At 71.7% G+C, this 12343-nt stretch carries 11 protein-coding genes, 1 tRNA gene, 1 pseudogene and 1 riboswitch; of the genes and pseudogenes, 6 read left to right on the forward strand and 7 right to left on the reverse strand.

The annotated features are described in order from the left end of the window. Positions 1 to 9: 9 nt before the first annotated feature. Positions 10 to 176: riboswitch (cyclic di-AMP (ydaO/yuaA leader) on the reverse strand. Positions 177 to 626: 450 nt separating this feature from the next. Both pstS and GOBS_RS17215 read left to right on the forward strand, forming a co-directional pair. Further along, positions 627 to 1724, forward strand: coding sequence for a phosphate ABC transporter substrate-binding protein PstS (gene pstS, locus GOBS_RS17210; RefSeq protein ID WP_012949540.1), 1098 nt, complete (start codon positions 627 to 629; stop codon positions 1722 to 1724). A 33-nt stretch (positions 1725 to 1757) separates the two neighbouring features. Next, positions 1758 to 1831: transfer RNA gene (locus tag GOBS_RS17215), tRNA-Ile, on the forward strand. 80 nt (positions 1832 to 1911) lie between these two features. Here GOBS_RS17215 and GOBS_RS17220 read toward each other — a convergent pair. Further along, positions 1912 to 3009: a tyrosine-type recombinase/integrase gene (locus GOBS_RS17220; protein ID WP_012949541.1), complete on the reverse strand. Its 1098-nt coding sequence runs from the start codon at positions 3007 to 3009 to the stop codon at positions 1912 to 1914. Between the two features lie 84 nt (positions 3010 to 3093). After that, on the reverse strand, positions 3094 to 3306 hold the full coding sequence (locus tag GOBS_RS17225) for a helix-turn-helix transcriptional regulator (protein WP_012949542.1): 213 nt from the start codon (positions 3304 to 3306) through the stop codon (positions 3094 to 3096). Between the two features lie 581 nt (positions 3307 to 3887). Between GOBS_RS17225 and GOBS_RS17230 the strand changes: the two genes are divergently transcribed. Beyond that, the gene (locus GOBS_RS17230) at positions 3888 to 4154 is read left to right on the forward strand and encodes an OsmC family protein (protein ID WP_243697753.1); all 267 of its coding nucleotides are present in this window, start codon (positions 3888 to 3890) and stop codon (positions 4152 to 4154) included. Positions 4155 to 4198: 44 nt separating this feature from the next. Here the strand turns inward: GOBS_RS17230 and GOBS_RS29385 are convergent, their stop codons facing one another. Next, the gene (locus tag GOBS_RS29385) at positions 4199 to 4333 is read right to left on the reverse strand and encodes a hypothetical protein (RefSeq protein ID WP_012949543.1); all 135 of its coding nucleotides are present in this window, start codon (positions 4331 to 4333) and stop codon (positions 4199 to 4201) included. A gap of 488 nt (positions 4334 to 4821) precedes the next feature. On the opposite strand from GOBS_RS29385, the gene GOBS_RS28260 reads away from it, so the two are divergent. Then, complete coding sequence (locus GOBS_RS28260; RefSeq protein ID WP_041241554.1) at positions 4822 to 5169, forward strand: hypothetical protein; 348 nt, start codon at positions 4822 to 4824, stop codon at positions 5167 to 5169. A gap of 207 nt (positions 5170 to 5376) precedes the next feature. Here the strand turns inward: GOBS_RS28260 and GOBS_RS17240 are convergent, their stop codons facing one another. Beyond that, entirely contained in the window at positions 5377 to 6204 is an 828-nt protein-coding gene (locus tag GOBS_RS17240; RefSeq protein ID WP_012949544.1) for a DMT family transporter, read from the reverse strand. A gap of 379 nt (positions 6205 to 6583) precedes the next feature. On the opposite strand from GOBS_RS17240, the gene GOBS_RS17245 reads away from it, so the two are divergent. Both GOBS_RS17245 and GOBS_RS26480 read left to right on the forward strand, forming a co-directional pair. After that, positions 6584 to 7510, forward strand: a complete 927-nt coding sequence (locus tag GOBS_RS17245; RefSeq protein ID WP_243697527.1) for an AAA family ATPase — start codon at positions 6584 to 6586, stop codon at positions 7508 to 7510. A 112-nt stretch (positions 7511 to 7622) separates the two neighbouring features. Further along, positions 7623 to 8428 (forward strand): IS5 family transposase gene (locus GOBS_RS26480; protein ID WP_085949937.1). Its coding sequence is split into 2 segments (ribosomal slippage): positions 7623 to 7962 and positions 7962 to 8428, totalling 807 coding nucleotides; the frame shifts between segments, so codons are not numbered across the junction. 21 nt (positions 8429 to 8449) lie between these two features. Here GOBS_RS26480 and GOBS_RS17260 read toward each other — a convergent pair. From GOBS_RS17260 to GOBS_RS17270, 3 genes and pseudogenes are all read right to left on the reverse strand, one after another. Beyond that, positions 8450 to 8908, reverse strand: a pseudogene (locus GOBS_RS17260) (IS5 family transposase); the annotation flags it as partial. A gap of 442 nt (positions 8909 to 9350) precedes the next feature. Then, complete coding sequence (locus GOBS_RS17265) at positions 9351 to 10376, reverse strand: IS110 family RNA-guided transposase (protein WP_012948680.1); 1026 nt, start codon at positions 10374 to 10376, stop codon at positions 9351 to 9353. An 11-nt stretch (positions 10377 to 10387) separates the two neighbouring features. Then, positions 10388 to 11587: an IS701 family transposase gene (locus GOBS_RS17270; protein WP_012948681.1), complete on the reverse strand. Its 1200-nt coding sequence runs from the start codon at positions 11585 to 11587 to the stop codon at positions 10388 to 10390. Between the last annotated feature and the right edge of the window lie 756 nt (positions 11588 to 12343).

Consider the following 12343-nt stretch of genomic DNA (forward strand, 5'->3'; position numbering starts at 1 on the left):
CGACGGTTCTCCCATCCTCGCAACCGCCTACCGAGTTAGCTGACGGGTTCGGGCCGGACGGCGCCCTACCTGCCTGCGTTTCCCCGACGCAGGCAGGACTCACCCCAGAGGTTCGGTGGGTCCCCGGTCCGCCTCGGCCCCGGGAGGGGACGTCGGCGGTTCGGCGGTGCCGTGCCGAGGCCCTCGGTTCCCGAGGAGCTGAGCCCGGCAAGGCCGTCGGGAAAGCTACACGGATCCGGGCTCTGGGTCACGATCGGGTAACGCAGCCGGGGTGCCCTCTTGCCGCTGCAGACCAGCACCCACTACGCGCTGTCAGTACACGACAGCGAAGCGGTGACCGATGGTGCAGTCGTGACGCGCGAGGCGAGCAGCACGAACGCCGGAATGTCCCGGTTTCCCGGGCACGACCGCCTGCACACCCCGTGCCCGCTGTGATGTCGCCCACGAAACAACCCGATCGGGGGGCTGTGGACGGCATCCGGCCGCCGTCCACAGGGCTCGACGCCCTCGGCCGCAGAGGTGTAGCGGCGCCGCCGGCTGCCGATCGGTGGCGGCCGGGAGTGACGCCTAGGGTCGAACCAGGACGCCCGGCGGGAGTGCGCGGGCCGGATGGCGGGAGGGCGCGGGTGTCGGCCCGGAGGAAGGTCGCCGCTGCCGTCGGGGTCGCCGCAGTGGCCGGCGCCGCGGTGGCGCTGTCGCAGTACGTGCCACCGAACGAGCGCGGCCAGGCGGTCACGGCCGGGGACCTGAGCGGCTCCCTCGTCGGCGCCGGGGCGAGCAGCCAGCAGGCGGCCATGCAGGGCTGGACCGCGGGGTACTCGGGCGTGCAGCCCGGCGTGACCGTGGACTACGACCCGGTGGGCTCCGGCGGTGGCCGCGAGCAGTTCATCGCCGGCGGCATCGACTTCGCCGGCTCCGACGCCCCGCTCGACGAGGAGGAGCTCGTCGCGGCCCGCGAGCGCTGCGGCGGGGAGGTCTTCGAGATGCCAAACTACATCTCGCCGATCGCGGTGGTGCACAACGTCCCCGGCCTGCCGGAGCTCGGACTGTCCCCCACGACGCTGGCCCGGGTCTTCGACGGCCGGATCACCACCTGGAACGACCCGGCGATCGCCGCCGACAACCCCGGCGCCTCGCTGCCGGACCTGCAGATCACGCCGGTGAACCGCTCCGATGAGTCGGGCACCACCGAGAACTTCACCGAGTACCTGGCGGCCGCGGCCGGCGAGGCGTGGCCGTACGAGCCGGACGGCGAGTGGCCCGTGGCGGGCGGCGAGGCGGCCCAGGGGAACTCCGGGGTGGTGGCCGCTGTCGCCGGTGGCCAGGGGACCGTCGGGTACGCCGACCTCTCGCAGGCCGGCGACCTGGGTGTGGCCAGGATCGGCGTCGGCGGGGACTTCGTCGCGCCGACGCCGGACGCCGCAGCGGCCGTCGTCGAGGGGTCAGAGCCACTGCCCGGCCGCGGGCCGTACGACTTCGCCCTCGAGCTCGACCGGACCACCGCCGAGTCCGGCGAGTACCCGATCGTGCTGGTCAGCTACCACCTGGGCTGCATCGGGTACGAGGACCAGCTCACCGCCGACCTGGTCGCAGACTTCATGACGTACGTGACGAGTAAGCAGGGCCAGGCCGCGGCGGCCGAGGTCGCCGGCTCCGCGCCGATCTCCGACGCGCTTCGCGACCAGGCCCGGACGGCGATCGACGCCATCAGCACCGCGTCCTGAGACGGCCCGCGCATCTGGCAGGCTGGACACCGCGGGGCGGTAGCTCAGCTGGTCAGAGCATGGGACTCATAATCCCTGGGTCGTGGGTTCGAGCCCCACCCGCCCCACCGGTATAAGTGCAGGTCAGCGGCTCGGTGCTTGATCGTTGATCTTGTCGGCAGGGCCCCGTGCCCACACGGTGCCCACACTACGCACCGTGACGTCTGGTGACAGAGGCCTCGTGGGCGGCGTCCATGCGATCGGCGAGCGCGCCGAGGTCGTCGTCGAAGAGCCCGGAGTAGACGTCGAGGGTCATCGCCGCGGAGGCGTGGCCGAGCATCCGCTGGACCGCTTTGACGTTCGCGCCGCTGGCCACCAGCAGGCTCGCGGCGGTGTGCCGGAGGTCGTGCGGGCTGAGGTCCTCGAGCCCGGCTGCTTTGGCCGCCGGGTCGAAGAACCGCCGCCGGAAGTTGCCCGAGCGCAGCACCGCGCCACCCGGCGAGGTCAGCACGAGGTCGTCCCGGCCCTTGCCCCCGCAGCGGCGCGAGAGCGGCTCGACGAGCACGGCCGGGATCGGCACGGTGCGCTGCTGGTGCGTCTTGGGCGTGCCGTACTCGACGGTGCCGCCGACCTCGGTAGCGCTCTCAGCGACGGTGAGCCGCCTGCGGAGAAAGTCGACCCGGCGGACCCGTAGGGCGGCCATCTCGCCGAACCGGAGTCCGGTGTAGGCCAGCAGCCGGACGACGTCGCCGTACTCCCCCGCTGCGTCCGCCAGCCGCTCTACCTCCTCCCGGGTGAGGAATCGGGGGTCGGCGCGCCGGGTCCTGGGCAGCGGGACGCCGGCAGCCGGGTTGCGCGGGATGCGTCCGTCCCGGACGGCGAGGGTGAGGATGAGGGCGAGCACGCGGTGGGCCTGCCGGACCGTCGGGGGCGCGAGACCGCCGGCGACGAGCTGGGCCACCCAGGCCGCCACGTCTGCGTGGGTGATGTCGGCGAGCCGGTGCCGGCCCCAGCGCGGCAGGATCTGGGCCCGCAACAGCGACCGGTAGCGGTAGAGCGTGCTGGGCTTGAGGCCCGTCTGCGCGGCCAGCCACTGCTCCGCCCAGGCCTCGACCGTGACCCGGCCCCGCTCCGGCGCCGTCCAGGTCTGCGTGACGATCGCCGAGGTCTGCTCGTCGAGCCAGCGCTGGGCGTCGACTCTGCGCTGGAACCGCTTTTCGTGCTGTCGCCCGCCGGCGTCGCGGTACCGCGACCGGTAGCGCTTGCTGCCGTCGCTGAGCACGTCCACGGTGATGGTCCCTGCCATCAGGCGACCGTGCCCACGACTGGTCCCCGGGTCAACGCCGTCCTGCCGTCCTGGGGAGGAAGCGGCGCATCGGTGGACGGTCGGTCACCGACGGTCGAGTGTCTCGGCGCGCTGCTGCGCGATCCAGTCGTGGAGGTCGTCGCGCCGGTAGAGGACCCGGCGGCCCAGCCGGAAGCTGTGCGGACCCGTGCCGAGGTGTCGCCAGTAGCGCAGGGTGGCCACCGGCGCGCGCACGATCTCGGCGGCCTCGGTGATGGTGAGCAGCTCGGGCTCGCGGCCGGTGGCGGGCTGGGTCATGACGCACTCCGGATCCGATCGGCTGGTGTGGGCCTTACGCCTGGAGAAGGCGCTGTTTCGGGGCGTTTGGTGACAGCTCACAGCCAGGTTCTTCCGACGGTCTCCAGTCCTCCTCCGGTAGTCCTCCGGTAGCTCTTCTCCCGAGCCCTGGTCCCGCTACCGGAGACCACGTCGGTCAGCGCCCGACAGACGGGCCGGCACCCCGACGACCGGTGGGCACCTCGTGGTGCCACGGCTGCGGGCCACCCAACCCAGCTGCGGGAGCGGTCGGCCGCCGGGAGCTCGACTGGAACTGCCGGCAGTCGGCGTCTCGCGCTACGCGCCAGGCTTCGCGTTCTGCGACGAGCCGGTCGGCCGACTGGTCGGCCAGGGCCGGTTCGGCCTCCAGCTGGGCGATGCGCGCCCGTGCTGCGGCCAGCCCACGCTGGTCGGCGGCGATGTCGCGATCGAACTCGGTCAGCCTGTCCGCGGGGTCCGGGGTCCGGCCGAGTGCGCCGAACCTGCCCAGCTCGTCATCGCGCCGGCGACGCCTGCTCCGGCGACATGCTGTTGCATGCCCGCTGGCCTGTGCCGGCGTGACGATGCGCAGTGTCGCGACGGCGATGGGCATCGACATCCGCAACGGCCGGCTCCGGGCAAGCACCGAGATGGACGCCCTCGGCACGCTCGGCGTCTCCCGGAAGGCGCCCGTGGGGCTCGGCGACATCCAGGTCGTGGTCGAGCTGGACACCGACGCGGACGACGCGACGCTGGCCAAGCTGGCGGAGCTGACCGAGCGCGACTGCGTCGTCGCCCAGACCCTGGCCCGGCCGCCGCACCTCACGATCCGGCGGGCAGCCGGGGAGTAGCCGCAACCCGGCGGTCGGTCGCCCGTCCGGCGGGCGCGGGAACCCTACTTCTTGCCGTGGGTCAGGTTCTCCATCTGCGAGGTGTGGTCGCTCTTCGCCTTCCTGTCGAGGCGCTTCTCCTTGATCGACTTGCCGTGCGGCTTCTTGGCGTTCGTCTGTTTCGGGGACTTGTCACCCATGGTGTGCGCTCCCTCGTCGGAAACCCGAGCGGCTCCGTGCGCCGGACGCTACGCCGGCGGAGACGGTTCCCGGCGAGTCGTGGACGCCGCTAACCGGCGCCCGGGGGACGGCGGGGCGGGCGAACGGATCGGCCGACCGGCGGAGCCGGGAATCGGCGGTGCGGCCGATGTGCGGAGCAATCCGGATGCGGGACGGTTCGATCCCGTCCCGATATCAGGAGGCCTCCGTGATCGACAGCTCTCCCGTCCAGCGCGAGAACCGCAGCCCGGCCGGCTCGTCTGCGCTCCCGCCCGCCGCTGGTTCCTCATCCTGGCGCCGGCCCTCGCCGGCCTGTTCAGCGTCGCCGGAGCGGCGGCCGACCCGGGCGTCGACCAGAACGGGGCGCTGATGTACGCGGCGTATGCCAGCAACCCCGACGCGGTTCAGTTCAAGTTGGTGGCCTACCACTTCTCCCACGCGCTGATGAGGGCAGCGGCGCCGCCGCAAGGTGGCTCTCGACGGCGTCGACCTGCACGTGCGGGCCGGCGAGGTCGTCGCGCTGGTCGGGAACAACGGTGCGGGGTTGGTGGTCGCGGCGGCCGGCGCGGCGACGCTGCCGGCCGGCAACCTCATCGAGTTCTACGGCGTGCTGCTGCAGGACCGGCCCAACTCCTACGCCGCCTACGGCTCGGGCCAGGAGCCCTGGATCGGCTCGGACGTCGGCTGGATCACCTTCCTGCTGGGCGCGCTGATCCTTCTCATCGGCGGGGTGCTCGCCGCCGTCGGGATGGCGCGGACCGGCATGCGTCCGCGCTGGCTGGTGGTTTTCGCGCCCTGCTGGCCCCAGGAGTGCTAGCCGGCAATCTCTTCGCGCTCGGGCCGGCCCTGCTCAGCGTGGTTGCGCTGACCGCCTACGCGCAGCGTGGTCGTTGTTCGGACGGCTGCTGCTCCGCCGTCCCTGAGCCGTTCCTTAATCGGCGCACCACGACCCCGCTTCCGGGATGCGACCACCGCCGGCTCAGCGGAAACCGGGTCCCGGCGGCCGTGGGTCGGAATGGTGCGACTACCGGCTGGCGATGAGGAGCACGCCTGCCATGACCAGGACGGCGCCGGTGACCTGTAGCGGACGCAGCCGTTCATGCAGCAGCGCACGGGCGAGGGCGATGGTGACGACGGGGTAGAGACTCGCCGACACCGCGGACAGGGACAGCAGCGCTCGGGTGCTGGCGAGGGTGTAGGCGAGATTTGCGGCGGTGTCGAGCACTCCGACCACCGCGGCAGCAGGCAGCGCCCGCACCGGCGCGCGGGTGCGGGCGAACAGCAGCACAAGAACGAAGATGCTCACGCTGACAGCCCGGCTCGCGCCAACCCCGCTGAGTGCATCGATGCTGCCGGCGCGCTGCAGGGCGACCAGCTGGCCCCCGGCACACACCGCTGCGGCCACCGCCAGGAGCACGCTGAGCCGGTGATCGGCTGGCGGGTGGTAGGCCTGCTGCCTGCTGGCGAGGACCACCCCGGCCAACGCCAGCACGATGCCCGCACCCGCGGCTGGACCCGGCCGCTCACCCGTGGCGAGGCCGACCAGCACGGGCACCACCGCGGAGGTGGCCACGATTGGAGCGATCACGCTCATCGTCCCGATGGCCAACGCCCGGTAGAGGCAGGCGACGCTGCCCACGGAGAGCACACCGGCGACCGTCCCCCACCCGGCCGCCGCGGGCTGCACGCCGCCACGCACGAGCAGGACGATCAGCAGGGCCACGAGCCCGGCGCCTTGGCTGCAGGTGACCACGATCAACAGCGGCAGATGCCGGCTGAGCCGGCCACCGGCGAAGTCCGCGGTGCCCCACAGCACCGAGGCGGACAGCGCCAGCACCAGGCCGGTGACCATCCGGGCACCATGCAGGGCCGCCACCCGGTGGCGCCAGTACACCGGGTGGTACCAGTACTGCCAGCACTGGGCCGTCGGCGTGTACGAGGCGCAGCAAGCCGAGCCCGGCGGGTCCCGGAGGACATCACCGAAGCCACCTTCGGTGTCCGGTGAGCGATCGTCTGCAGGACAGCAGCCGTCCTGATTGTTTCGCCAGTCCTCCACCGCGACCGGACAATGCGGCAGTCGCCTGGGCTCTCACGATGGATGCTCCGCCTCTGTGGCCACCTAGGCTCCCGGCATGGCTTCCAATCGCAAGCCACTCGATGACCTGCGTGAGACTGTCGGTCGCCTGGGCGATCAACTTCCGTGGCCCGGTCGGCGGGGCGTGGACGACCTGGTGAGCGACCTCTTCGGCGGCCGCCCCGGGCCGGCTCGGCCGCTCTCGGCGGTGCAGGCGGAGCTCGATGGGCTCGTCGGACTAGAGACGGTGAAAGAGCAGGTGCAGGCGCTCGTGGCCTTCCTGCAAGTGCAGGCGCGCCGCAAGACACACGGCCTGCCCGAGGTGGCGACGTCCCAGCACCTCGTGTTCCTCGGAAACCCGGGCACCGGCAAGACCACGGTGGCGCGGCTCCTGGCCGAGATGTACCGAGCGGTCGGCTTGCTGCAGAAGGGCCACCTGGTGGAGGTCGATCGGGCCGCTCTGGTCGGGCAGTACGTCGGTGCGACCGCAATCAAGACCGACCGCGTAATCCGCCGGGCACTCGACGGCGTCCTGTTCATCGACGAGGCCTACTCGCTGGCCCCAGAGGGCGACGGCCGGCTGGACTTCGGACCCGAGGCAGTCGAGGTCCTGCTCAAGCGCATGGAGGATCACCGCCATCGCCTGGTGGTGATCGTGGCCGGCTATCCCCGGCTGATGGAGTCGTTCCTGCTCTCGAACCCTGGTCTGCGCTCCCGGTTTGCTCGCGAGGTGAGGTTCCCCGACTACTCGACGGACGAACTCGAAGCGATCTTCGCGATCATCGTGGCCCAGCACGAGTACGCGCTGGAGCCTGGCGCCGAAGCGACGCTCCGGCGCATCCTCGGTGGCCTCCGCCCTGGTGAAGAGTCCGGCAACGCGCGCTTCGCCCGCACGCTGTTCGAGCAGGCGCTCAACCGCCAGGCGCTGCGGCTGACGCGCAATAAGGACCGGAGTGTGGATGCGCTCGACCGTGCCGACGTAACGACGCTCACCGCGGACGACGTTGCTGAGGCTGCCCGCGCGCTGGGCCAGGAGCCAACGCATGAACCCGAGCCCTCTCGATGGCAACGCTGGCTCGAGTGACGTCCAGGACGCCGGCGACGTCACGGCTGTAACCCAAGCTTTAAAGTTCGTTTCACTTTGACCTCGGCGTGGCTGCCGTAGGACATGGTCGGTCCTGAGCAGGCTGGCCTGGGTGATCGAGAAGCTCGTGCCTGACGGGCTGTGGGAGCGGATCGCTCCGCTGCTGCCGCCGCCCAAGCCCCGTCGCCACCGGTATCCGGGCCGCCGGCCGATCGACGACCGGGCCGCACTCGCCGGCATCGTCTTCGTGCTCAAGACCGGCATCACCTGGAACCAGCTGCCCACCGCACTGGTCGGCTGCTCGGGGGTGACCTGCTGGCGGCGGCTGCGCGACTGGACCGAGGCCGGCGTCTGGCCGGCGCTGCACGAGCAGCTGCTGGCCCAACTGCGCGCGCTCGGTGAGCTGGACCTGGACCGGTGCGCGGTCGACGGCTCCCACGTGCGAGCCCTCAAAGGGGGGACCACGTCGGCCCCTCACCGGTCGACCGCGGGCGTCCCGGCTCCAAGCACCACCTGATCTGCGATGCCGGCGGCATCCCGCTGGCTGTGACACTCAGCGGCGGCAACCGCAACGACATCACCCAGCTGATCCCGCTGGTCGACGCCGTCCCGCCGATTCGGGGCCGACGCGGCCGCCCTCGCCGCCGACCGCGGGAGCTGTTCGCCGACCGCGGCTACGACCACGACATCTACCGTCGACAGCTCCGACAGCGCGGGATCACTCCGCGGATCGCCCGCCGCGGCGTCGCCCACGGCTCGGGCCTGGGCCGTCAGCGGTGGGTCGTCGAACGAAGCTTCGCCTGGCTGCACGCGTTCAAGCGGCTGCGCACCCGGTATGAACGCCGCGCCGACCTCCACCTCGGACTGCTCCAGCTGGCCTGCGTCCTGATCTGCTATCGCCGGCTTCGGTCGTTCTGAAACGGGTTGTAAGAGCTTGTCTCACGTGGCGAGCTTCTTGTAGCAGGTCAAGGTGGCGGCCAGGGTGAGAAATGCGGTGAACAGCCGGGCGGAGCGTTCGTAGCGGATGGTCAGCCGGCGGTAGCCGGTCAGCCAGGCGAAGGAGCGTTCGACGACCCAGCGGTGCCGGCCCAGCCGGGTGGAGGTCTCCACGCCGCGGCGGGCGATCCGCGGAGTGATGCGGCGTCGGCGCAGCCAGGCCCGCAGGTGCGGATAGTCGTAACCCTTGTCGGCGTGCAGCTTGGCCGGCCGGCGGCGGCGCGGGCCGCGCCGGGAGCGGATTGCGGGGATGGCCTGCACCAGTGGGATCAGCGCGAGGCTGTCGTGGGTGTTGGCCGCCGAGGTCGCCACGGCCAGCGGCAGGCCGGTGGCGTCGGTGAGCACGTGCAGCTTGGACCCGGGTTTGCCGCGGTCGACGGGGTTGGGGCCGGTCAGCGGGCCCCTTATCTGTGGAGGGACCCCCGGTCAACCGGTCCGTTGTTCTTGGCCTCCTCCGTCGGCCTGGGGCGGTGTCGGTCCGCTGCCGCGGTCAAGGTGGAGCGCCCGTGGACGAACGACCTTGACCGCGGCGAGGACCGGCCCATGCTGCTCGCCGCGGAGGAGGACGGGGTCAGGAGTTCAGGTCACGGGCGGCTCCCGTTCCGGCGCGGTGGCCGGTGGTTGGCTGGCATCCGGGTGGGGTGCGCGGGCGCCCAGCCTTATCTCGGTGCACGGAGCCGTCGGTGCTGCTCCGGCGACATGATGATCGATGGGGTGTCCCGGCAGGGTGCGGCCGCTCGGTCTTTTGAGGCCGGTCGCGATCAGGCGCGCCGGCAGGGGCTCGGGCAGGAGCAGGCCGCGGGCATCGGTGGGTGGGCTGATGCGCGCACCCGGCCTCGGATGGTCAGACCGGAGCGAGGGCCTCATCACCGAGCGCCCGCAGGGTGTGGTGCGCCCGCCGGGCGATCTTGCGGGCGACCGAGAGTGCCGCCCGGTTGCCGCCGAGCCGGTCGGCGACCTGCCGGTAGTAGGCGTGATCCGGGGAGCCGGGGCGGGCGGCGCACTTGGCCGCCTCGAACAGCGCCCAGCGCAGCAGCGGCGAGCCCTGCCGCGATAGATGCCCCGGTGGGCGCTTGCCGTCGGAGGAGTAGACGGTGATGTCCAGCCCGGTGTGCCGGACCGCCTTGCGGGACGCGGAGAAGCGTCGGGTGTCGCCGAGCTCGGCCCACAGCGCCACCGCGGTGATCGGCCCGACCCCGTATTGGGCCTGCAGCGCCCGGCAGCCGGGCTGGCGGCGGGCGAACACCGCGATCTGCTTGCGCAGCGGAGCCAGCTCCGCGTCCAGGGCGTCCAGGATGCGCAGCGCCGCGGCGACCGCCTCCCGCCCCGCCGAAGACAGCTCTTCGGCTGCCTCGAGCCGCTGGCGGTTGCCCGCCCCGAGCAGATCGCCTGCGATCGCCGCGGCGCCCTGGTGCAGCAGGATGGCGTGGATGCGCTGGACCCAGGCGGTGTGCTCCTCACGCAGGTCGCGGAACAGCTGCAGCCGGGCGCGCATCTCGCACACCTGCTCCGGCGGAATCCACGACTCCGGCAGCCGCCCGCCGGCCAGCAGCTCGCGCAGGTGCCGGGCGTCGGTCCGGTCGGTCTTCGCCCGCCGCTTCGGGCCGCGGGCGGCCGCGGTGTCGGCCGGCTCGGCCAGATGTGCCTCGATCCCGGCACGGCGCAGCTCCTCCACCACGAACCGCCAGCCGGTGCAGGCCTCCACCGCGAACGCCGCCGGCGAGTCGGCGACGGTGTCCTGCAGCCAGCGGCGCAGCAGCATCCGGTCGGCCGGGGCGATCCGGCCGCGCCGGGTCTGGCCGCTGCGCTCATCGAGGTAGTCAAAGGTGATCTGCCGCCGGTGAACGTCCAATCCACCTACGATCCGCATCGGGGGCCTCCTCACGCTCCTACAGCCGACGCACGTAAACGTGCGCCTGAGCTGAGGGGGTCCCTTCGCATGTCATCTTTTTCCGCGGTGGCTCGGGTAGCACTCAGATAGGCGTGGGCGAGCATGGCCAGGGTGATGTGCCGGTACCAGGCGGTGTAGTCCCGCACTTGGTAGGAGGCCAGCCCGGCCTGGTTTTTGGCCGCCTGAAAGCACTCCTCGATGCGCCAGCGACCACCGGCCACTGCGATGAGCTGCTCGAGGGTGGTTTCGGCCGGTCCGGCGCAGACGTAGAACGCCAGCTCCGCGGTCTCGCCGAGGTCGGTGGGAATGCTGCGGCGGGCCAGCACCCAGCGCGCCCAGCCGGGATCGAACCCGGCCAGCAGCTCGATCCGGGCCCAGTCGTAGAACCGCTGGCCGTGCGCGCCGGCGCCGGCCGAGCGCCGAGCCCAGGCCTCGGCCGGGACCTCGGCGATCAGGGCGCGGACCCGGCGCTGGCGCCAGTCGACGGTGGCCACCGTGTCGGTGCTGCGAGTGGCCAGCACATAGGGCAGCCCGTGCTGCTCGCACCACACCCGCAGCTGCTTGTCCTGCCCGTAGATCTCATTGGCGGTCAGCCAGCCGACCGGCACCCCGGCGTCCAGGGCGCGGGTGAGCATGCGGCGGGCCAGCTCCGGCTTGGTGGCGAAGCCGACCTCGTCGCCGATGCCGGCGGCGCGGGCGCGCTCGCGGTCGTCGGTCCAGGCTCTCGGTAGGTAGAGCTCCCGGTCGATCAGCGCCCGCCCGGCTGAAGTGGCGTAGGCCAGGAAGACGCCGATCTGACAGTTGTCGATCTTGCCGGTGGTGCCGGTGTACTGCCGGCCCACGCCGGCCGACCGGCTGCCCTTCTTGATGAACCCGGTCTCATCCACGATCAGCACCCCGCCCGGGCCGAGCCGCTCCACCACGAAGGACCGCAGCTCATCGCGCACGGCGTCGGCATCCCAGTCCGCGGTGCGCAGCAGCCGCTGCATCCCATCCGGAGACACCTCCCCGGCGGCCTCGGCCAGCGTCCAGCCGTTCTTGCGCTCCAGCCGCCCGAGCAGGCCGCGCAGATAGGCCAGCACCCGGGCCCGCGGCTCGGCCCGAGCAAACGCACCGGCAATCCGCCGGTGGACCTCCTCCAGGCCCGCCGCCCAGTCCTGCACCTCGGCCACCAGGCCATCACAGCGCATCCGAAAACGCTGCTACCAGCCCTCACTGGATCCCGGCAGCGACACACCTTCAAGTGCCGTTGCAGTACTAGCTCGTGATTCACTAAGGAGATCGCTAGTAGCTTGATCGCTAGCCAATGCGCGGAGACCATTGAGGAGTGCGCCAGGACGACGGCCGCAAGCTCGACCACCAGACGCTGCAGGCGCTGCGGCTGCGGGCGGTCGAGCAGGTGGCCCGGGGTGTGCCGGTGGCCGAGGTCGGCGCGGGCGGCCGCGCCGCCGCCTGCGGGAGCTGTTCGCCGACCGCGGCTACAACTACGACATCTACCGCCGACGGCGGCTGCTGGAGTCAGGCTCCGCAACACACCACGACCCTGCCCCGCCCGTCACCAGCAAGACGTCCCGCTAACCAGGCACGAGGTCATAAGTACCGCGTCAGGCAAACATTCGACGTGAAGGCGACCTCAGACACGCCCCGGTCGAGGTTCCGGTGCTCCGGGTCGATGCCCTCATGGTGAATGTCGGCGACTCCTGCGAGGTCAAGAGCAGCGCCTTGGTCTCCGCGGTCCTCAACCGCTGATCGACCGTGAGCTGGTCCTCGCGGAGTCGGTCGATTGCCGGCGTGGGACGAAGGCGCGGGGCGATCACGCCAGTGAGGTTTTCTCAGCGGATTGGTGGCCGACTGGATTGCCTGTGTTGAAGAGTGCAGGTCAGCAGCCGGTCGGGCGTGTCGCTGCATAGAGCGTGGGGCCCCGCATCGAGGATCGGTTCTGCCTA

This window comes from Geodermatophilus obscurus DSM 43160, from assembly GCF_000025345.1.
Lineage (GTDB): Bacteria > Actinomycetota > Actinomycetes > Mycobacteriales > Geodermatophilaceae > Geodermatophilus > Geodermatophilus obscurus.

Coding starts and splice junctions, on each gene's coding strand:
- GOBS_RS17220 (WP_012949541.1), bottom strand. CDS start 3,009: ATGGCAGGGACCATCACCGTGGACGTGCTCAGCGACGGCAGCAAGCGC.
- GOBS_RS17225 (WP_012949542.1), bottom strand. CDS start 3,306: ATGACCCAGCCCGCCACCGGCCGCGAGCCCGAGCTGCTCACCATCACC.
- GOBS_RS17230 (WP_243697753.1), top strand. CDS start 3,888: ATGCGCAGTGTCGCGACGGCGATGGGCATCGACATCCGCAACGGCCGG.
- GOBS_RS29385 (WP_012949543.1), bottom strand. CDS start 4,333: ATGGGTGACAAGTCCCCGAAACAGACGAACGCCAAGAAGCCGCACGGC.
- GOBS_RS17240 (WP_012949544.1), bottom strand. CDS start 6,204: ATGGTCACCGGCCTGGTGCTGGCGCTGTCCGCCTCGGTGCTGTGGGGC.
- GOBS_RS17265 (WP_012948680.1), bottom strand. CDS start 10,376: ATGCGGATCGTAGGTGGATTGGACGTTCACCGGCGGCAGATCACCTTT.
- GOBS_RS17270 (WP_012948681.1), bottom strand. CDS start 11,587: ATGCGCTGTGATGGCCTGGTGGCCGAGGTGCAGGACTGGGCGGCGGGC.